Below are 22,847 nucleotides of genomic sequence, written 5' to 3' on the forward strand. Positions count from 1 at the left end.
ATTTACGTTAAATTTTTATAGATACTTTATAGATATTATTAAGGTTTTTATTATAGATTATTATTTCCTACTATACTCGTGTCGAAAAATATCAAGTTTCAATTCTAAATATGATCTTTAAAAAGATAATACAAAATGATTTTCATATAGTTAGAACTAATAAAACTAGGATATTTTGATCTCAAAAAATATCCTAGTTAGCTATTACCAATCTTATTTTTTTACAAACAATAAAGATTCTTTAAATCCTATCGATTTAATAGATAAGAAATAGGAACCAGATGGTAATTCTGAAACATCCACAGTTTCTATTTCTTTTTCAGTCATAAACTCTTTTACTACTTTCCCTTCAACACTAATTATCTGAAGAGTTTTTAATTCTGATGACATTCCTGAAATGGTTAAAAAAGAATCCGACAAAGGGTTAGGAAAAGTTTTAATCTGCGAAACATCAATTACTGGATTAGACCTATTACAATCTGGAACAGATGATGAATTACTGAAATATATAGCGAAGTCCTTGGTCTTAGAAACCATTACAAAACTATTTGCTTCTTGTGTTACCCAATAAGATCCGTCTAGACCTTCAAATCCAGTATTGTTCAAAGTAACTTCTGGATTAGAATTCTTCAACTGAAAAGTCATTGTAGTTTTAAAGTCTACATACCAGTCTGGTGAACCATTATTTGTATTGATTGCAAACTGATATAATCCATTATTAGAAGGAACCCAATTAATAGTAAACTTCCGGAAGTTGCCAATTTTTGGTCCATTGTCACCAATAACGTGTGCATTGGCATAGGTAACTTTATCCATTGCCGTAAGACCGCTATTAGCTGGTGTGTCAAATGAACAACCGCTGTCTCCGCCATCATCATTTCCTTCTATGGTTAAGGTAAAAGTAGCTTGTCCTGTTTTTCCATCGTTATCAGTAGCTACAGCTTTTACCGTATATACTCCTGCAGAACGCCCATTTACTTCATTTGGATTTGGAGAATTATCGTGACCCCATTCGTAAGGAGTTACATTTTCCCGACGTACTAAACTATTATTGATATATAATTTTACGTTAGATATGCTGCCATCCGGATCGTTAGCATTAACCACTACAGTAAGATCATATCCTTCCTGTACGGTAATATTGCCTGATGGTGATCCAAAAGAAACATTTGGTGCTTGATTGTTACTTTTACTTACGGTAAAACTCTTAGTTGCCACAGCTGTAGCTCCATCATTATCAGTTACTATTACCTCAATCTTATAATTTCCTGGCTGTACATTCTGGATTATAGGAGCACTATAATGACTACCATCTGTATCTAATAAGTTATCATTTACAAATACATCGTGCTTTACAATAGTTCCATCAGGGTCGTTTGCATTGATAGTGACTGGAATATCTTCTCCCTGTTCATAACTACCTAAAATAGGATTGGTAATAGAAACAGTAGGTGGTTTATTCATGTTTGTACTTACGGTAAAACTCTTAGTTGCTGTAGCCGTAGCCCCATCATTATCAGTTACTACTATCTTAACCTTATAATTTCCTGGCTGTACATTCTGAATTATAGGAGCACTATAATGACTGCCATCTGTATCTAATAAGTTATCATTTACAAATACATCGTGCTTTACAATAGTTCCATCAGGGTCGTTTGCATTGATAGTGACTGGAATATCTTCTCCCTGTTCATAACTATCTAAAATAGGATTGGTAATAGAAACAACAGGTGGTTTATTTTCATCATCTACCTGATCTTTTCGTATTGTTCTTATTTGCACATGACTTACAAAAATCATCGCATCATCTTCCATTGGTCCATGGTGATTATACATACCCCATCTAAAGTGACTATTCGAAACACGTCTCATTGTTTCATTTGTTTCGAAAAGCTCTCCATTAATCCATACTTCATAATCATGACCATCATCTCTAACCATAACATCGATACTTTTACCTTCCATATTTTCTGCAAAAGTACGAGTTGGAGTTCCGTCTTCAGATCTTTTATTCCAATACATATTTCCATTTTCACGTAGTCCGAGCATCATAACACCTGTACTGCCTCTATCTCCTTCAGGATCAGCAAAAATTTGAAAAATGTTTACATCTTGTGCTTTAATAATGGTATACCTACCTGACCATTCATACCATACATCTTGGTCATAATTATATTCAAAGTCAGATTCCGCTTCTATTCTAGGAGCACCAGGACGGTCGTTTCTTACATTGTATTCGTCTATAAATAATCGGAATATTTGTGTATTACCATCTTCTTGATACCAACGTGTCCACTTGTGGAAATCACTACGTTGTATTTCGCTATTACCAGGACTATGAATATCAATGTCTTGTTCAATATCTCGACCTGCATATACCCCCCCTTCAACTAAGTTATTATTTACATTTATAGTTGAACCCGTAAGACCAGCTATAGAATTAACACCAATTGGAATTAATCCGTTATCAATAATATAACTCCAAGATCTATCTGATCCATTTTGTTGATATAATTCTTGTGCATTTATTTGTTTAAATATCAGCGCAAATAAGATTGTTAAAATAAGTTTTAATTGTAAAGTTTTCATGAATGTAATTCTCATATAGTTTAGCTGAAAATTGCTGGCCTTAAATAAGCCTAAAATTTTAAATTTGATTACTTATTATAATGTGAAAAACGTAAATTACTTTGTTACTTTAATATCGTTTCTATTTTACTTTTTGATTATAATAAATGTCAATTAATGAGTGATATCTATTCCTTATTTAATGAATAAAAAGGATTGTTTAGCGTTCTTACTTCTACTAATCAGTAAATATGGACCAGAAGGAAGTTCTGAAACATCCATGGTTTCTGAAGTGTTTGTAGAATTTAATTCTTCGATTATTCGTCCTTGGAGATCAACAATCTGTAAGACCTTAGTCTTTGTAGACAAACCACCAATGTAGATAACATTATCCTTGACAGGATTAGGGTAGACAATCATCTTCTCTTCAATATTATCAATACCTGAAGATCGATTACAATCTGGAACAGATGATGAATTACTGAAATATATAGCAAAGTCCTTGGTCTTAGAAACCATTACAAAACTATTTGCTTCTTGTGTTACCCAATAAGACCCATCTAGACCTTCAAATCCGGTATTGTTCAAAGTAACTTCTGGATTAGAATTCTTCAACTGAAAAATCATTGTAGTTTTAAAATCTACATACCAGTCTGGTGATCCATTATTTGTATTGATTGCAAACTGATATAATCCATTATTAGAAGGAACCCAATTAATAGTAAACTTTCGGAAATTACTAAGCTTAGGACCATCACTTCCTAAAATATGAACATTAGAATACAATATCTTATCCATAGCACTAAGACCGCTATTGATAGGTGTACCAAATGAACAACTATTGCTTCCTCCGTCAGAGTTGCTACTTTTTACTATTACAGTTCTTGATACTTCTTCAGAAAGTCCTTCTGTATCAAAAGCTCTGGCTCCTATTGTGTAGGTTCCAGCAACTGTGGGAGTCCAAGTAACACTAAAAGGCCTATCTCGATCTTGTTTGAAAAAAGAACCATTTACTTTAAAATTGACATAATTTAAGTTCCCGTCTGGATCAGAGGCATTTGCTCCTAACGCAACAGTTTCTCCCAAAATAAACTCTTGATTATTCTGAGAAGGGTTCGTTAAAGAAACTGTTGGTAATTGATTGCTTATTTCTTCTTTTACTATTACTGTTCTAGATACTTCTATAGAAAGTCCTTCTTTATCAAAAGCCTTAGCTCCAATGGTATATGTCCCTGCTGCTGTTGGTGTCCAGGTAACATTAAAAGGTCTATCCTGATCTTGTCTAAAAAAGGAACTATTCACTTTAAAATTGACATAATCTAAATTTCCATCTGGATCCGAGGCATTTGCTCCTAGCGCAACAGTTTCTCCTAGAATAAACTCTTGATTATCTTGTGCAGGATTCGTTAAGGAAACTGTCGGTGGTTTATTTTCTTCGTTCTTAATTCCTAAATCAATAATCTGTAAGTACAATGGCTGCTTATCTCCTGATTTTTTTTCCATCAAGTAGTAGTACAATTTTCCATCATTGATATAAGGAACACCGAATCTGAACTTCTTCCCATTTGTTGGAGCATATATTCTGGTAAAATTATTTTTACCTCCATCCGCCTTCTCTACGTAAACGCGATCATTATTAGTACCAATGATGTAAATATTATTATCATATGTATATAATTGGTCACCTCCCGAAAAATTTGTTGAAGTAATAAAACTTGAACTACCTGCTGGCTTATATGTATGTACATTTTTGGTTACGTTATTTTTAGTGTCTCTAACTTTACCAATAATATGAACATCTCCCCTATCTGTAACGGTCCAATCAAAACCTTGTACCATAAAAACTTCATCTTTACCAGTTGCAGAAACCAAATTTCCAGGTTCATAAACTTTCAATAAATCAGCGTTAGCAAATGGGATATTAATTGCTCCTCCTAGATGATTCTTCCAATTACTTTTACCACTTTGGTCGTTAGAATAACCATAATAGAAACCATTCTGATACAAGTATTTATCGTTATTGTTTGCACTCCTTCTTTGAAACCCTACTCTAAGTTTACCATTTACGTATTTCATGCTCCCATATAGTCCCCAATTAAATTGTTGACCATTATTTTTAGCATTTAATTTATTAAATTGGGTAAGTTCATCCCATTTTGAAGTACCTGCATTGTATTTACTAAATACGTATGCGCCATTATTATGACCTCCTCTTCTCATATACATGAATAAGTCTCCACCATCATTTAGGAAAAACTTAGGGTACGTAAGACTTTCAAACTGTTCAGGATCAGGAGTTCCATTTAGACTTACATGAGTATAGTCATTAGTCCCATCTGGAATAAACAAGTTCAGTTTAAAATCTGAATCTGAAACAGTAGCGGCATTCTTTTTAGAGTATGCATATCGAAAGTAATCATTTTTGGAAAATCCTGTATTCTTATAAGCGTGCATATCATAAAGCATATGGATGGTTCCATTCTTAGGACTAATACCAACCGCTATTGTGTTATGAGATTCTCCTATCCACCATTTACCGTTTAATCCTGTATGCGTATGAGGAAACTCAATAGTTTTAATAACACCTGTATTAGTATTATATCTAGAAAGCATCACACGTCTATTATATTTACCTCCTTTATACCAAGTCATAAAAACAAATTGTTTATACTTCTTAATACAATCTCCATGGGCTGATATCCTATTTCCAAAAAAATAATCATATCCCGACCCATTATTTGGAGCATTTCGATCTACTTTTTTCCCATCGAAAAATAAACCTATATCGGTAATCTTTGTTTCTTCTTCTAATTGAACTTGTGCTATACTATAATAATTACCGAATAAAAAACATATTAAATAGGCAAAGACTGTTTTAAATCTATTTGAACTTATAAAATAATTCATAATTATTTTCAGAATATTTTGAGGTTAAATTTTAATAATAGAAACTAGTCTACTAAGCCACCTTATTTTGATAGCTAAAAAAATGATGTAAAAAAACATTGTGCTATATCGGTAACCTACTGTTCTACATTTTGATATAGTATACATAGATTGATAATCTAATTATCAATCTATGTATACTTGACTAGTTTGGTGGGGTTATACCTATTCCTTATTTAATGAATAAAAAGGATTGTTTAGCGTTCTTACTTCTACTAATCAGTAAATATGGACCAGAAGGAAGTTCTGAAACATCCATGGTTTCTGAAGTGTTTGTAGAATTTAATTCTTTGATTATTCGTCCTTGGAGATCAACAATCTGTAAGACCTTAGTCTTTGTAGACAAACCACCAATGTAGATAATATTATCCTTGACAGGATTAGGATAGACAATCATCTTCTCTTCAATATTATCAATACCTGAAGATCGATTACAATCTGGAACAGATGATGAATTACTGAAATATATAGCAAAGTCCTTGGTCTTAGAAACCATTACAAAACTATTTGCTTCTTGTGTTACCCAATAAGACCCATCTAGACCTTCAAATCCGGTATTGTTCAAAGTAACTTCTGGATTAGAATTCTTCAACTGAAAAGTCATTGTAGTTTTAAAATCTACATACCAATCTGGTGATCCATTATTTGTATTGATGGCAAACTGATATAATCCATTATTAGAAGGAACCCAATTAATAGTAAACTTTCGGAAATTACTAAGTTTGGGACCATCACTTCCTAAAATATGAACATTAGAATACGATATCTTATCCATAGCACTAAGACCGCTATTGATAGGTGTACCAAATGAACAACTATTATTACCATCTCCATCGCCTCCATTATCATCATCTCCTTCTACAGTTAAAGTAAAAGTGGCTTCACTTTGTTTACCATCATTATCAGTAGCTACAGCTTTAATCGTATAAGTCCCAGCAGATCTTCTATTTACCTCTTGTGGGTTTGGAGAACCATCATGACCCCACTCATAAGGTGCTACATTTTCCTGACGAATAAGACTATTATTGATATATAATTTTACATTAGAAACACTTCCATCAGAATCAGAAGCATTGGCAACAACTGTAAGATCATATCCCTCGTCTACAGTAATATTACCAGATGGTGAAGCAAATGAAACATTTGGAGCTTGATTACTAGTTGGGGACTTAACAATTACCGTTCTTGAAACTTCTGTAGAAAGCCCTTCTTGTCCTTCTTCAAAAGCTCTCGCTCCTATAGTGTATGTACCTGCTGAAGTCGGTGTCCAAGTTACAGTATAAGGAGACGTTTGATCTTGATCATAATATCCACCATTAACTTTAAAATTAACTCGATCAACATCTCCATCAGGATCTGATGCATTCGCTCTTAAAGTAATCGTTTCGCCTAAAGTAAATTCTTGATTATCCTCAGATGGATTTGTTAAAGCTACAGTTGGTGGTTTGTTTGGCCCGTTATCTGAATCAGAACATCCTGTCCAAACTTTAAAATCATCAAAAAATGTATATTCTGTTCTCGGAGAATGCCAAACAGGATCTGTTCTACTTCCTCCTCGATACGTATTCATAATTAAAGCGTTGATTTTTAAGCTACTTTTTCCTGAGTTTCGAATTTTGGCATTATTGTCACGATATGTTTCTACACCATCAATCCACATAATAACAGTACCGTTTCTTTGACCAGGTGTATTCATCTTAATATATTGACGGATTGTATACCATTTATCATCTTTCAGATTAGAAAAAATTCTTTTCCCATCTCCACAATCTCCATCTTTTCTAGCACTCCCATCTTGTTTTTCGGCAAAGTAACTGTAAAGAATAAGATAAGGTGCATTGGTTTGCGCCCTATTTCTTCTCCACATCAAACGTGCAGACCATCCATTTGTATTGTATTTACATCCAGATGGAATAGTTCCACGACCAGTACTTTCACTATTAATCCCGCTGGTAGAACCTCCCAATCCTGGCAATTTTCCACCAGTAGCCCAGAAAAAATTATCATCAAATTTTACCTTATATTCTAAATACGCTTCATCTACGGCATCAAAATAAGGATCAAAGAGAAAACCACCTGATCTACCTGAGGCATCATTTTTTAAATACTGCGCTCGTAAAGTTCCATTAACAATCCTTGTTTCTTGCGGAGTATTTTCTATCAAATTACTTGCAGCACCAGGACCTTCTACTCCTCTATATGTAGATGCAGTCCAAGGTTTGACTTTATTATTAAAATCACTTTTGATATCTGCAATAGAGTATCGTCTGTTGTTCCAATTATTGAAATCAACATCGATTATAGTATTACATTGAGCAAAAGTGTCTTGATTATTAAAAAGAAGTGCGATCACTATCAAAAATGATAGCGTAAAAACATTCTTATTTATATACCGTTTATAAACAATCTTTTCTTTCATGATTATAAAATTTCTAATTAGTTAATAAGTTAAGTTTGTAATTAATTTTTGATTAGTTTATATCTTTTAGAGTCACTTTTAAAAGATTTAAGTTCGATAAAGTAAAGGCCTTTGGTTAATGATGTTACATCAATAGAAATCATATCTTCTTTACCAAGATTAATAGATTTAACTTTCTGACTATTCATATTGTAAATCACTATTTCACTAACTGATGGGTCAACACCACGAAGTAAAACTGAACTGCTGGCTGGATTTGGGTAATAGGAAAAGAGCGTTGTTTCTTCTAAATCAGGTTGAGATTTGTTCTCACAAGAAGGAGATTGATTCGTATTACTAAAATAAAGAGTAAATCCTTTTGTTTTAGAAACCATTACAAAATTATCTTGATCTCTAGCAACCCAATAAGAACCATCTAATCCAGAAATTCCAGAATCATTAATTATTATTTCAGGACTCGATTGCCCTAACGTATGAGTTACTTTATTTTTTAGATCTATGTAATAACTAGGAATTCCGTTATTAGTATTGATAGCAAATTGATATAAACCATTATTCGTGGCATTCCAATTAATAGTAAGCTTTCTAAAATTGTCTAGTGCAGGTCCATTATTTCCTAAAACGTATGCTTCGGAAAAAGATGTCTTTTCAATACTGGAGATACTATTATTTACAGGAGTATTAAAAGAACAATTATCACTATTATCTGTATCTTCATTTTGTACAGTAAGGGTAAATACAGTTTCTGAAGTTGCCCCATCATTATCTATTGCAACCGCTTTAAAAACATGTGAACCAACAGGCAAATTATTTACTTCATCTGGATTTGGCGATGAAGCATGACCCCATTCATAAGGAGCAACACTTTCTTGTCTTATAAGGTTATCATCTATATAAAGTTTTACATTACTAATACTCCCATCGGTGTCAGAAGCGTTAACTTTAACATCGAGACTATATCCTTCATCTACTGTAGTATCATCAGAAGGCGTTGCGAATGTTACAACTGGTGATTGATTTGTATCACCTCCATTATCTCCGTCTCCATCATTGTCGTCATCATCTCCAATTCTAGTGGTAGAAACAATAAAATCATCGAAATATGCTTCTAGATCTTTGGTAGGCTGGAAAGTTTCATCACTACCCCCAAAAAAAGTGGATAGATATATAATATTAAGATGAATATCTTCTTCTCCTACTTGTCTATAATCGCCATTATCTGTAATATCTATCGCAAGCTCTCCATTTAACCAACCTCTCATTATTCCATCATTCTGTCCAGGAGTATTTAGCTTATTATACATTTCTACATGATTCCATTGTCCTTTTTTAAATTTTACTTGATCTGGCTGAGGTTCTCCATTTGGTTCTTCATAAGGATCTGTTAGACTCCAATTAATAGATGCATGCCATCCATCCCAAGTAGGTTCTGTATTATAATGCACATAGAACTCAACCAGTCCATCGTATCTCCACATTAAACGTAAAGACATATTCCTTTCTGAAGTCTGATATGCCAACCCAGGTAATTTACCACCCGCTCGAAATTCAAAGTCTTCTGGAAAGTATATCCAATAACTAATATATAATTCATCATACTCTCCTTCTACATCAAATGGTACTTTAGTATGCATACCACTTTCTCCAGTTTTAACCTGTCCTTTTGGATACTTAACATCTAGTACTTTTCCTCGATTTTCGAAATCAGAAATATGTACTCTACCTTCATCTGCTCCTTTACAAAAGGAAACATTTAGTGCTTCTTTTATCTGATCTCTATTATATTGCCCAGAAGACAAATGATCAAAATCATATTGATATACATAGTTTTCTTGAGCAAATAAGAATGAAGAAAGGCTCAATAAAATAAATGTAAAACTATTTTTTACGTATTTATAATTCATGATGTATGCGTTTTGAATCATTAGAATCATCATCAGGTAACTGATTAAGCTATCTGATGATGATTATTGGCTAATACTATTACTGTTTAGTAAATAGAATGGATTTTCTGAATTTTAATCCTTTAATAATAAGAACATACATACCTGATTTTAGCTTAGAAACATCTAAACCTACTTCTGTATTCTCAATATACTCTTGAAGTACAATCTTACCTTGCATATCAGCTACTTCTAAAGTAGATTTTTCCTGAACTATCCCTGTAACATTAAGTATATTATCACTAACAGGGTTTGGAAACAATTTAATATTGGTTAATTTATCTTCATCGACTGGTGATTTATCATCATCACAGTTAGGAGCTGTATCAGAGTTACTGAAATAAATTGAGAAGTTTCCGCTTTTAGATACCATAACAAAATTAGCTCCATCTTTTGCTACCCAATAAGAACCATCTAATCCACTAAAACCAGAGTTACTTATCGTTACTTCAGGATTACTAGTATTAAAGTTAGTGTTACTAAAAGGTCTAAGATCTACATAATAATTCGGCACACCGTTATTAGTATTCATTGCAAATTGATATAATCCATTATACTGCGGATTCCAATTAATACTAAATTTTCTGAAATTGCTTAAGGATGGTCCTCCGCTTCCTAACACATATACTTCTGTAAAAGATACTCCATCAAATGCTGGTAAAGCACCACTAGAGGGAGTTCCAAATGAACAATCATTGCCTCCACCAGTATCTTCACCTGTTACTGTTAATGTAAAGGTGGTCTCGGAAATAGCTCCTTCATTATCCGTAGCTGTAGCTCGAAATGTATGATTCCCAGCTGCTAAACCAGTTGTTTCTGCTGGGTTAGGTGATGTGCTATGCCCCCATTCATATGGATCGAATCTTTCTTGTCTTATAAAATTACCATTGATATAAAGTTTTACATTATCTATAGTTCCATCACTATCGGAAGCATTTACTTTGATATAAAGGCTACTATATCCTTCATCGACTGTTAAATTACCAGAAGGTGTTTCGAAAGAAATTGCAGGAGGCGTATTATCTCCTCCATTATCAATAGATACTGTAATATTTACGTTGCCAGAAGTTGTTGTTGCTCCATCATTATCCGTTGCTTTTGCAGTTAAATTATAACTACCTGCTTGTGAATTATTGATATTATATTGGTATGGAGATGATGAATCTTCTCCCAATTTTACAGAACCATTATAAAATTCAACTTTTGTTATGTTTCCATCTGAATCCGATGCATTAGCTGTTATCGTTATATTATCTCCTTCTTGATATGATTGTCCATTACTCGGAGATGTAATACTTACACTTGGAGTTTGATTTTCTCCACCTCCGCCACAAGGAATAATATTCCAACTTGGGCAAGATTGTGTAACGAAATTCGTAGTTCCATCACTTATAGGGAAATCTGGAGAGTTTGGATTACGCGTATTATTCCATACGTGAATTTCTGAAGGGTCTCCTTGTTTTTTTCTTGCTGTCTGAATTTCGTTAGCTCTACTACCTAAATTAAACGTATTATCAAAAATAGCATTTCTATATCCTGTATTAAATCCAGTTCCTCTATCTAAAAAATCTACTCCTGCATTAATTATTGTAGAACCATCTACGTTAAACGTATTATTATATACAAAACCATAAGCACCTTTAAGATCAATAAAAGCATCAGCACTATTTTCTCCAGATATTCCTTGAGCGGAGAAAGTACAATTACGAATAATTGTGTTTTTAGTTCCTTCTTTTACATCAACACCTTCTGCTGTTACATTAGGTCCAACAATACAACCTTCTATTGTATTATTATCGCAGCTAGGATTATATTTATTATCAAAAATATCACCAATTTCTCCAGAATTTTCGTGTTGTCCTTTATCAGATCCTACGTATAATCCTTCACCTATACCTGGTTTTTTAATTCCTACATTATATACTCTACAATTTTTAACTAAATTATTACTAGATCCATCTCTAAGGTGAATTCCTTCTTCTCCCAATTCACGTACTACAACATTTTCAATAACACCATTATTAGCATTATCAAGAACAAGTCCTTTAGACCCTTCTTCAAGAATTAAATCCTTAAGTATCCAATAATCACCCAAAATAAACATTACATACCCATCATAATCTCCATTAGTTCCTTTAAGAATTGGTGGGTTTGAAGGGTTTTGAGCTCTTATAGTAATTGGTTGTGACGCAGTACCGTTTTTATCTGATCCAAACCTTGTGGCTTTATTACCAAAATTGAATTTATCTGTGGCAGTATATGTTCCTGATGCTACTACAATTTCATCTCCTGGTTGAGCATTTTTCATAGCATTTATGATACAGTCTACGGTATTACAATTAATTGTTCCGCTTGGTCCATCAGGATCTCCTCCATCATCTTCTGACCAGTTTTCAATAATATCTTTAATAAAAACTCCTGTATCTGTAAGTTGATTATTCTTTAGACCATTAATTCCTTGTCCCGAATTAACAATAGATGATCCTTCTGATTTATCACTAACTGCCCAGTTTACGTGGCTAATGTTATTCTCTCTAAAAAAATCCATCCATCTTTCTGTCTCCTGTACATCTGCATTACCGTCTCCATTGGCATTTACTGCTCCCCATTCTGTTACAAACAAAGCTACTCCATTATTAAGGGCAGTTTGAGCCTTATTTCTTAAAAATTGCGTGTGTGTTCCTGAATAAAAATGTAAAGTGTACGCAGTATTCGAATCGTTTATTGGATTATTTGAAGCTACATCTACATCCTGAGACCAAGTAGGAGATCCAACAATAATTAAGTTATCAGGATCTTCTGATCTAATAGCATCTATAACTGTCTCCGCATAGTTTTTTACCTGTGACCAAGATTGGTTGATCGGTTCGTTATAAACTTCATAAATCACATTAGGTTGATTTCCATAAATTGATGCCATTTCTTTAAAGAAATCTGCAGCCTCAGATGTATATTGTTCTGCTTCATGAGTATGCCAATCAATAATGACATAAATACCTTCATCAATTGCGGCATCTACAATAGTTCGAACTTTATTTTTTTGAAAATTAGGACTATCAATATAGCCTGTACCTCCATCCCAGGATTCTTTCACTCCCATTGCAGCTCTAACGATAGAACTGTTCCAATCACTAGCAAGATGTTTAACTGTTTCTGAATCGTAAAAATCTGATGTATCTGTTGCGTTACTCCAGAACAGGCTGTTTCCAGCTAAGCTTATTGGGGTATTGTTTTTATCAACAATTTGATTTCCTTGTACTCTTAATCTTCCATGTTTTTGTACAATAGTTTGAGCTGCTGCTCCTATCGAAATAAATAATAGTAGTGCCAACCATAAAAAACGGTTAGCTGAAAAATGTTTCTTGTGTGTGTAATACATTTTCATAATTACGCTTGTTTGTGTGTTATATTATTATATGTGATCTGAAAGTATAGGCCTACAGCGTTATTTATATAGGTTTCCTATACATCATTTTACTTTACCTAAAGAAATTAATAGCCCTATTCAATGACGATATACCCTAAAACACGTATACTAAATCACTTATTTTATCAGTACATAATCACTGAAATAAGCATATACACATAGATTGAACTACAATGATATAGTCATTACTAACGAGCCAGAAATACTTCTGGTACGATCCATTATTTAAAATGATATGTCCAAATTCCGGAAGGGTGGGAGATAGAATTTAGATATCGAACTTACTTGCAATTTTATTTGATTTTAATTATTGATATTTTCGTAATTGGTCTTGGTTCATTAACCTTTTACTTAAATCAATTTATTAATATGAAAATCAAATACCTTTATTTAAATTTCTATTTTATAAAGGAGTAAATCATACTTTTGTTTATAAGCTGCCTAAGATTTAATCTAGACAATTTTTATTAACTCTTTTTAATTGTTTTTAGTATTTCATATCTCTGGAATTTCTATCAGTAAAATGAATACTAATTACCATAATCTTTAATTATTCTATTACATTAAAAAAACAATGTTTTATACTTATTCTAGTTCTTCTGGAAAAACTATACTAGATATATTAACACGATTTAATTAAATAAATTCATTAAAAACTATTCATTAATAAAGTGTGTGTGCATCATAATAGGTTTTAAAATTATTGCAGGATAATATTAGTATTAAATACGATTTTAATAATACGCTTTTGGGGGTAAATAAATACAATTAATTGATTATCAAGTATTTGACTTTTAAAAATTCAATATAAAAAATGTTGTTACCGTATGATCCTTACTTATACAACATAGCAATTCATTACTATTAATTCAATAAAATATCGCAACTACTTAAAACTATCCTATATAATTTAATACAGACAAAACTGATCTTAAACCCGTTTTATGCATTAGAAAATCAATTGTAAATACTACCGCTTCATTACGAAGTACCAATGCATAAATCGAGTTAAAAATTAAACTCATCCCACGTATAGTAGTTTAATAAACCATCGTCATTTTTTATATAAAATAAAATCATGTTGGATACAATTGTACTTATTAAGTTATAGGTTCCCGTAGAAAAAGTTCTAAAACTATTATGGGAATAATGATATAAGTAATATCCAGAATACCTCTGGAAAAGGAGTTCTAAATTTAAAATACGCGAGACTTAAGGTCGTTTTTAATAAAAAAAACAGCGCTCTTACTTTTATCTCGCGCCAGAACACATCATTTCATACCAATCCAGAAACGTTTGTTTACGATTGTTAATTTTCTTTTGGCTTTTTTTGGGAGGTTCAGTGCTTTAGCGGTACTTCCTTTTAGCGCATTTACTTACTCGTTATATGGTAATTGAGCGTTGTAGTGTCTCAGGAGATCTAAGTACTTTTTATATCGCAAAACCATGTCTTTTTGATGTAATGGTTTTTGATCAATCTCTTTAGATCGTTTCTTCTTTTTATCGACATTCCTTTTAAAAAACAAAACTCCGGTAATCATCATTTTGATTGTTCTTCTCATACACCTAATTTTAAACTTATGTAAAAGGTCCATAAAGAGTACCAGATGTACCAATACTAATTAATAAGTGATGGGATTAAAGTAATATTAGGACGATTTAGATTAAAAAAAATGTTAGATGTATCTAAACTATAGTTTAAAATCCTTCACCACCTTTATATGTTAGAATAAAACCATTTGTATTATTAAAGGGAGTATCACTACCAAAAGCAGTATAACTATATGCAAAACGCCAATTTTTTAAAAAATAGAGCCCTACCAGCCCATTAAAAGATGAACTACTTCGATAACCGGCTCCAATTTCTATTCTGTTTTTATAATTTGCAGATACATTAAAATCAAACTGAGCAGGTGCATCTTCCTCAAACTTTACCAACATACTAGGTTGTATCCGTATTTCTTGGAATCTACTAAGATACAATCGGTAACCACCATATAAGTAATATGGTGTCTGGATATTTACATTTTGATCAGAAGCAACACTATCAGCAAATAAATTTTGGACAGAAAATCCTACATACAATTTATTGTGGTTATAGAGAACCCCAAAACCAAAGGAAGGAACAGTGACATTAACATCATTTTCAAAATTTGGGTCTCCTTGTATATTTAATCGAGATAAATCTTCATTAAAAAAAAGTACTCCCGTAGTTAATCCAAATGATAATACGTTAGGATTATAGTTCCACCAACGTGCTCTATTGTAATTCTCGTCCAACAATATTTTGTAAGCATACGATCCAAAGAGCGTTGTCGCAGAAGTGACTCCAATTTGATCACTTATAAAACCTCCGCTTATTCCAACATTGTTATCAAAAAGGCTTGTATTAAGAATTCCTGAAAATGTTCTTGGGCTTCCCTCAAACCCGCTTAGGTATCCAAAATTACTTAAGCTTACCTCTGTATCCGGACTATATCCAGAATGAGCAGGATTGATTAATACTGGATTATAATAATAATCAGAAAACACAGGTGTTTGCTGAGCTTGTATAGAGTTCTTGCATACTAACAAAATTAGTATTGTTAGTACCTTATATATATGTTTTGTCATAAAATTATCGTTTTAAAACTAAAAATCCTTTTAGTTTTTTTAGAGAATTACTTTGGGGGATATTAATACTAAAGAAATAGGTGCCTTCTGGCAATGCACCACCACCAAGATTGGTTAGACGATTTGCATCACCTCTAAAAACCCTTGAAGTATTATTGTATCCTGAAATTTCAAATACCATATCTCCCCAACGATTATAAATAGAGACAGTATTTCCAGGGTAATTTTCAATTCCGTCAATTTCCCAGAATTCATTAATTCCATCACCATCTGGAGAAAACCCGTATTTAGTATCATCCTCAATTGCGATTATTGGATTTTCTGTAGTAAAACTTTCTTCTGAACATTCAGTAGCATCACCGACGGCATTGTACGGAATAATGGTAACAAAAATCTCAGTATTCTCTGACAAATCTATTGGCAAATCAAAAGTTGTTACATTACCTACATCCTGATTATTTATAATATCACTTCCGCCAGAACCTGTTCCAACTGTTAATCGATATCCCGTAGCATCAGAAATTGTATTCCAACTTAAATCCGTTCCTATAGAAATATCAGTAGCGCCATCCAAAGGAATCGATAAGGTAGTACAACTTGGAATCGTTGCTATAGTTTCGGTAGTAAAACTCTCTTCTGAACATCCAGTAGCATCACCAACGGCATTATACGGAATAATAGTTACAAAAATCTCGGCATTCTCTGGAAAATCTGTTGGCAAATCAAAAGTCGTTACATTACCTACATCTTGATTATTTATAATATCACTTCCGCCAGAACCTGTTCCAACTGTTAATCGATATCCCGTAGCATCAGAAATTGTATTCCAACTTAAATCCGTTCCTATAGAAATATCAGTAGCGCCATCCAAAGGAATCGATAAGGTAGTACAACTTGGAATTGTTGCTATAGTTTCCGTAGTAAACCTCTCTTCTGAACATCCAGTAGCATCACCAACAGCATTGTACGGCATAATAGTTACAAAAATCTCAGTATTCTCTGGCAAATCTGCTGGCAAATCAAAAGTCGTTACATTACCTACATCTTGATTATTTATAATATCACTTCCGCCAGAACTTGTTCCAACTGTTAATCGATATCCCGTAGCATCAGAAATTGTATTCCAACTTAAATCCGTTCCTATAAAAATATCAGTAGTACCATCCAAAGGAATCGATAAGGTAGTACAACTTGGAATCGTTGCAACAGTTTCGGTAGTAAAACTCTCTTCTAAACATCCAGTAGCATCTCCAACGACATTATACGGAATAATGGTAACAAAAATCTCAGTATTCTCTGGCAAATCTGCTGGCAAATCAAAAGTCGTTACATTACCTACATCTTGATTATTTATAATATCACTTCCGCCAGAACTTGTTCCAACTGTTAATCGATATCCCGTAGCATCAGAAACTGTATTCCAACTTATATCACTACCTATCGCAATGTTAGTAGCTCCATCCAAAGGAATTGATAAAGTGGTACAACTTGGAATCGTAGCTATAGTTTCTGTTGTAAAACTCTCTTCTGAACATCCAGTAGCATCTCCAAAACTGTTATAAGGAATAATAGTAACAAAAATCTCAGTATTCTCTGGTAAATCTGCTGGCAAATCAAAAGTAGTTACATTACCTACATCTTGATCATTGATGATATCTGTACCACTAGAACTTGTACCAACCGTTAATCTATATCCATCGGAGTTGAAGCTACTATTCCAAGTTAAATTAGTTCCTACAGCTACATTTAAATCTGCATTTAAAGGAGTTAAAAGTGTAGTACAAGCTGGTGGATCGTTTAAAGTGGAATCGCCGGTTCTAAAACTTTCTTCCATACATCCAACAGCATCTCCAACATCATTATAAGGTATTATTGTCACATAAAATGTTCTGTTCTCAATAAGATCTGTCGGGAAATCATATATAGTTACATCTCCCACATCTATATTATTGGCTATTTCGATACCTCCTTGAGTAATACCCACTGAAACCAAATAACCGGTTGCTCCACCCACACTATTCCAACTTAAATTTGTATCTATGGCTACATTAGTTGCTCCATTCAAAGGATCCGAAATCGTAGTACAAGAAGGCACAACAGGAATCAACTCTGTAGTAAAACTTTCTTCTGCACAACCAGTTGCATTTCCTTCTTCATTATATGGAGTTATAGTAACAAAGATTTCGGTATCTTCTGGTAAATCATTTGTCAAATCATATGTGGTAACATTTCCAACATCTTCATTATTTAAAATATCATTTCCACCTGTAGACGTACCTACAGTTAAAAAATAACCATCAGCATCAGCAATTGCTTGCCAAGAAACATCCGTCGTTATAGCAACATCACTAGTTCCAGCCAAAGGAGCTAACAACATTGTACAATCTGGCACCGTAGCAGGATTTGTTGAAAGAGAAAATGTTTCGGCAACACAGCCTGTGGCAATACCTTCGTCATTTCTAGGCTCTATAAGAACTGTTACGCTAGTAGAACCGACAAGTTCATTCGCCGCAAATTCATAAGATTCTGTTGTAACAGTTGCATTAATTATTGTTCCACTTGGCTGAAGCGTAATCGTAAGCACATATTCAGTTGCATACAGAACTGGTTCCCAAACAAGGTTTGTATTTATTGGCACATCTACATCGCCATTTTCAGGTGATGTTAGCTGTGTACAGACTGGTATCGGGCAATCTCGAATATCATCTGTGAAAATCCATCCATAGGTATCGATCATGGATTGTCTTTCATCAATACTATCACAATAAAGTAATGATTCCGCACCTAAATTAATTCCTGAAGTTAGTGCTTGTTCTGACCAAGCAATTAATGTACTATCATAATTTTCTCTCGTTAGTGCAGTATTATCCAACATATCTAACATATTACTAACGCTACTTATATTCCAATCACCAAGAAATTGATCAAAAGCAGCGGCATTTTCTAGCATAGATTGCATACTAACACTACCTATATTCCACATATTCATTTCCTGATTATAACTACTGGCATTTCTAAACATATAATCCATATTCTGAACTCCACTAACTCTCCAACTATTTAATAATTGATTGAAAGAAGTCGCACCGTCAAACATATATGCCATCGTATTCACTCCTCTTACATTCCAACTGCTAATAATTTCATTAAAAGAGGTCGCACCCCGAAACATTCCTTCCATTGTGGTTACGGAGGCAACATTCCAAGAATCCATTGCTTGGTTATAAGATGTAGCGTTTCTAAACATTTCTTCCATAGTAGTTACGAAAGAGACATTCCATGTATCTATATTTTGATTAAATGCAGTAGCACCACTAAACATTTCCTGCATATTTTGAACCTCTCCTGTATTCCAAGCGTCAATTGGTTCATTAAATACAATTGCATCCTTGAACATAGAATCCATATTTGTTACTACTGCTACATCCCAAGGATTCAAATCCTGATTAAAAGCTGAAGCTCCTTCAAACATAGAAGTCATAAGTGTTACAGAACTCACATTCCAATTATCCAAAGGTTGATTGAATGCATTAGCTCTTCTAAACATAGAAGTCATATTGGCAACAGCACTTACGTTCCAAGCATTTAATGGTTGATCGAATGCTTGGGCATTTTGGAAAGTAGAAACCATACTTACTACAGAGTTTACGTCCCAATTGTTAAGTGGTTGATTAAATGCTACAGCATCCTCAAACATAGACTGCATAGTAATTACATTGGTCACATTCCAAGAATTTATATCTTGATTAAATACAGAAGCTTCATGAAACATTTCCGACATATCCGTAACATTTCCAACATCCCAATTATCTAAAGGCTGATCGAACCTAGGACAGTATGCAAACATTTCTCTCATATCAGTAACATTGCTTACATCCCAATTGCTTAAAGAAGCATTAAATTCCATGTCTAGAAAAAAACCATTAAACATTTCTGCCATATTGGTTACATTACTAACATCCCAAGCATTTAAGGATTGATCAAAAACCAATGCTCTTTTAAACATTGCAATCATATTAGTTACATTACTAACATCCCACGAATCCATAGGAGAATTATAAAGTCGAGCACCCTCAAACATTGATCCCATATTTGTTACGGACGAAACATCCCAACCATTAATATTTTGAGTAAAACTACTTGCGGATCTAAACATACTTGACATAAACTCTACATTAGATGTATTCCAAGTATCCAAAGGTTGATTAAAACTACTCGCAGCAGAAAACATTCTAGACATATCGATAACATTATCTACAACCCAATTGTCTAATGGCTGATTAAAAGCAGTTGTACGATTAAAAAGACCACTCATATCAGTTACATTACTCACATCCCAATCATTAATATTTGCATTAAATAAAACAGCTCCATCAAACATCTCGTTCATACTTGTCACCTGTGATAAATTAGGTATGTCGGTTGCATTGTAAATCATGTTTTCACAATCATTACAGGCCTTTTCCATAGATAGATATTCGAATGTTCCCCATCGATCAATAGAAAGTACTTTTTCGCCATCTCCAAAAACTCCAAAATAAGGGTTAGGGAATTCTCCTATAATAGCTACATTATATATTCCAGGGACATCATAGGTATGGATAATATCAGAAGTTACATTATTATCATATTCTCCATCTCCCCAATCTATGTTTATATTATAGGTGAAATCATTATTTGTTTCTACTTCAAATTGATTTATGGGTGTTGTAGCAAAACCATCTATTCGGGTATCAATCTGTATTCTATATGCATCAGGGTTATTTTGCCAAGAGGATACTACCGAAAAACTTATTTCATCACAGTTCTCTGCAGGTCCTTCAGCATTATAAGGAACGACGGTAATGTATACAACATCTCCATCCAGAAATTCATTGGTAAATGTGATACGAGTAACGTTTCCGACATCTTCATTGTCATAAATTATTTGTGTAGCCCCGCCGTTTTCTCTTCGCAAACTTACTAAATAACCCGTTGCTTGTGGTGCAGCGTTCCATACAATATCAGAATTAGCTGGTACTCCTGTTGCACCATCTAAAGGAGAGATCATTTCTGTACAAAAAACATTGGTACAATTAACAATATCACCCGTAATAGTCCAGTTAAAATTATCTATTAGTTCTTGCCTAGCAATTCTACCATTACAATAGCGAATATTTAAGGCTCCCAAAGAAACATTTGATTGTACTGTCTGAGATGACCATCCTATTAAAACATTATCATAATTTTCTTGCGACAAACCGGAATTAGATAACATATTCACCATTTGCGTAACAGCAGTAATATTCCAGGAAGCTAAGTTTCGATCAAATATTTGGGCTCCGTTAAACATTTGACTCATATTCACTACGTTTTCAGTATTCCAATTTATAATATCCTGATTAAAACTAGCTGCTGCACTAAACATTCCCGATGTATTCGTGACACTTGATACATCCCAATTGTTTAAAGGTTGGTCATAAACTACATTACTTGTAAACATAGTAGACATATTCACAACATTAGACATATCCCAATCATTAATATTTTGATTAAATGCAGACCAACTAAACATACCTGAAACATTAATAACAGAAGATGTATTCCATTGATCTAGGGGCTGATTAAATGGTGTAGTAAAAGAAGTATTCCCACCAAACATTCTAGACATTGAAGTTACAGAACTTACATCCCAATCATTTAATGGTAGATTAAATAAAGCTCTATTAAACATTAAACTCATAGAAGTAACCGCACTAACATCCCATTGATCTAATGGTAAATTAAAAACAGTTAAGAAGAACATAGTATCCATATTAGTTACAGAAGAAACATTCCAATTATTGATAGACTGATTGAAATTAGTATTAGTCGAAAACATTGACGACATATCAATTACAGAAGAAACATTCCAATTATCTAAGGGTTGATTAAAACTACGACATGAGAACATCCCAGACATATCTGTAACATTATCAACTATCCAATTATTAATATTTTGATTAAATGAATTAGCGTCATCAAACATCTGAGACATATTGGTAACATTAGAAACATTCCAATTATTTAGAGGATTATTATATGCACTGGCATCAAGAAACATTCTTGACATGTCGGTAACATTTGACACATCCCAATTATTGATATTTTGATTGAAACGTTCCGCGTCATCAAACATACCTTGCATGTTGGTTACAGTTGCGGTATTCCAATTATCTAAAGGTTCATTAAACAATTCTGCATCCCGAAAAGTTTCGGACATATCGGTTACATTTATTACATTCCAATTATCTAAAGGTCTATTAAATATTTCTGCGTCATAGAACATTCCCGAGATATCTGTAATTGTACCTACATCCCAATTATTAACAATACCATTAAACGAAAGACACCCCCTAAACATATTTTTTAACGAGGTTGCTTGAGACAAATTTGGAGAATCTATTGCGTCGAAGTTAAGGTTACTACATCCATAGAAAGCATTTTCCATTGTTCGCCACTCGATAATCCCCCATTCAAGAATTTCTATAATCTTTTCTTCATCTCCTGAATTATTAAAATAGATTGCTGGAAAATCACCACTTATTTTCACAGTATAGGTTCCTGGTGTTGCATAAGTATGGGTCATATCTCCTGTTACACCTGTATCCGTTGACCCATCACCCCAATCTACCGTATAATTGTACGTATACGCTGGATTTGTAGGAATTGTAATTTCATTATTTGCAGAAGTACCTGGCTGTGTTGTATCCCATATCGCAGTAAATTCTCCAACAAAGCTAGTAAACTCAGATTTTTCAATACTGCTTTCTACAGAATATCCATAAAACAGAGGAGTTATAAACAGGCAACAACTTAATAGATATAGTACAGTACGCTTGTGTATTTTTTTTATCATATGAAATTTTTAAATCAATTTTTCCTTGTAAACTGAATTTAAATCAACACTCAT

General features: G+C 33.3%; 8 protein-coding genes. All 8 read right to left on the reverse strand.

Annotated elements, in window-relative coordinates; translation table 11 throughout:
• Positions 1–213 precede the first annotated feature (213 nt).
• Positions 214–2,589: an Ig-like domain-containing protein gene (locus tag NMK29_RS18865; protein ID WP_254097253.1), complete on the reverse strand. Its 2,376-nt coding sequence runs from the start codon at positions 2,587–2,589 to the stop codon at positions 214–216.
• A gap of 174 nt (positions 2,590–2,763) precedes the next feature.
• Complete coding sequence (locus NMK29_RS18870; protein WP_254097255.1) at positions 2,764–5,475, reverse strand: Ig-like domain-containing protein; 2,712 nt, start codon at positions 5,473–5,475, stop codon at positions 2,764–2,766.
• A gap of 211 nt (positions 5,476–5,686) precedes the next feature.
• Positions 5,687–7,933 (reverse strand): polysaccharide lyase, encoded by a 2,247-nt coding sequence (locus NMK29_RS18875; protein WP_108803188.1) that lies wholly within the window; start codon positions 7,931–7,933, stop codon positions 5,687–5,689.
• A gap of 41 nt (positions 7,934–7,974) precedes the next feature.
• Entirely contained in the window at positions 7,975–9,837 is a 1,863-nt protein-coding gene (locus tag NMK29_RS18880) for a polysaccharide lyase (protein ID WP_159092195.1), read from the reverse strand.
• Positions 9,838–9,916: 79 nt separating this feature from the next.
• Positions 9,917–13,261 carry a cellulase family glycosylhydrolase gene (locus NMK29_RS18885; protein ID WP_159092196.1) on the reverse strand — a complete coding sequence of 1,115 codons (3,345 nt, stop codon included), beginning with the start codon at positions 13,259–13,261 and terminating at the stop codon, positions 9,917–9,919.
• A gap of 1,418 nt (positions 13,262–14,679) precedes the next feature.
• On the reverse strand, positions 14,680–14,865 hold the full coding sequence (locus NMK29_RS18890) for a hypothetical protein (RefSeq protein WP_108803191.1): 186 nt from the start codon (positions 14,863–14,865) through the stop codon (positions 14,680–14,682).
• 136 nt (positions 14,866–15,001) lie between these two features.
• Positions 15,002–15,916 (reverse strand): PorP/SprF family type IX secretion system membrane protein, encoded by a 915-nt coding sequence (locus NMK29_RS18895; protein ID WP_108803192.1) that lies wholly within the window; start codon positions 15,914–15,916, stop codon positions 15,002–15,004.
• 4 nt (positions 15,917–15,920) lie between these two features.
• Positions 15,921–22,793 (reverse strand): BspA family leucine-rich repeat surface protein, encoded by a 6,873-nt coding sequence (locus NMK29_RS18900; RefSeq protein WP_254097257.1) that lies wholly within the window; start codon positions 22,791–22,793, stop codon positions 15,921–15,923.
• Positions 22,794–22,847 lie beyond the last annotated feature (54 nt).

Origin of the sequence: Aquimarina sp. Aq107, assembly GCF_943733665.1 — a bacterium.
GTDB lineage: Bacteria > Bacteroidota > Bacteroidia > Flavobacteriales > Flavobacteriaceae > Aquimarina.

What these genes read in the sequence shown, in the direction of transcription:
- NMK29_RS18865 (WP_254097253.1), bottom strand. Translation starts at nt 2,589, where the DNA reads ATGAAAACTTTACAATTAAAACTTATTTTAACAATCTTATTTGCGCTG.
- NMK29_RS18870 (WP_254097255.1), bottom strand. Translation starts at nt 5,475, where the DNA reads ATGAATTATTTTATAAGTTCAAATAGATTTAAAACAGTCTTTGCCTAT.
- NMK29_RS18875 (WP_108803188.1), bottom strand. Translation starts at nt 7,933, where the DNA reads ATGAAAGAAAAGATTGTTTATAAACGGTATATAAATAAGAATGTTTTT.
- NMK29_RS18880 (WP_159092195.1), bottom strand. Translation starts at nt 9,837, where the DNA reads ATGAATTATAAATACGTAAAAAATAGTTTTACATTTATTTTATTGAGC.
- NMK29_RS18885 (WP_159092196.1), bottom strand. Translation starts at nt 13,261, where the DNA reads ATGAAAATGTATTACACACACAAGAAACATTTTTCAGCTAACCGTTTT.
- NMK29_RS18890 (WP_108803191.1), bottom strand. Translation starts at nt 14,865, where the DNA reads ATGAGAAGAACAATCAAAATGATGATTACCGGAGTTTTGTTTTTTAAA.
- NMK29_RS18895 (WP_108803192.1), bottom strand. Translation starts at nt 15,916, where the DNA reads ATGACAAAACATATATATAAGGTACTAACAATACTAATTTTGTTAGTA.
- NMK29_RS18900 (WP_254097257.1), bottom strand. Translation starts at nt 22,793, where the DNA reads ATGATAAAAAAAATACACAAGCGTACTGTACTATATCTATTAAGTTGT.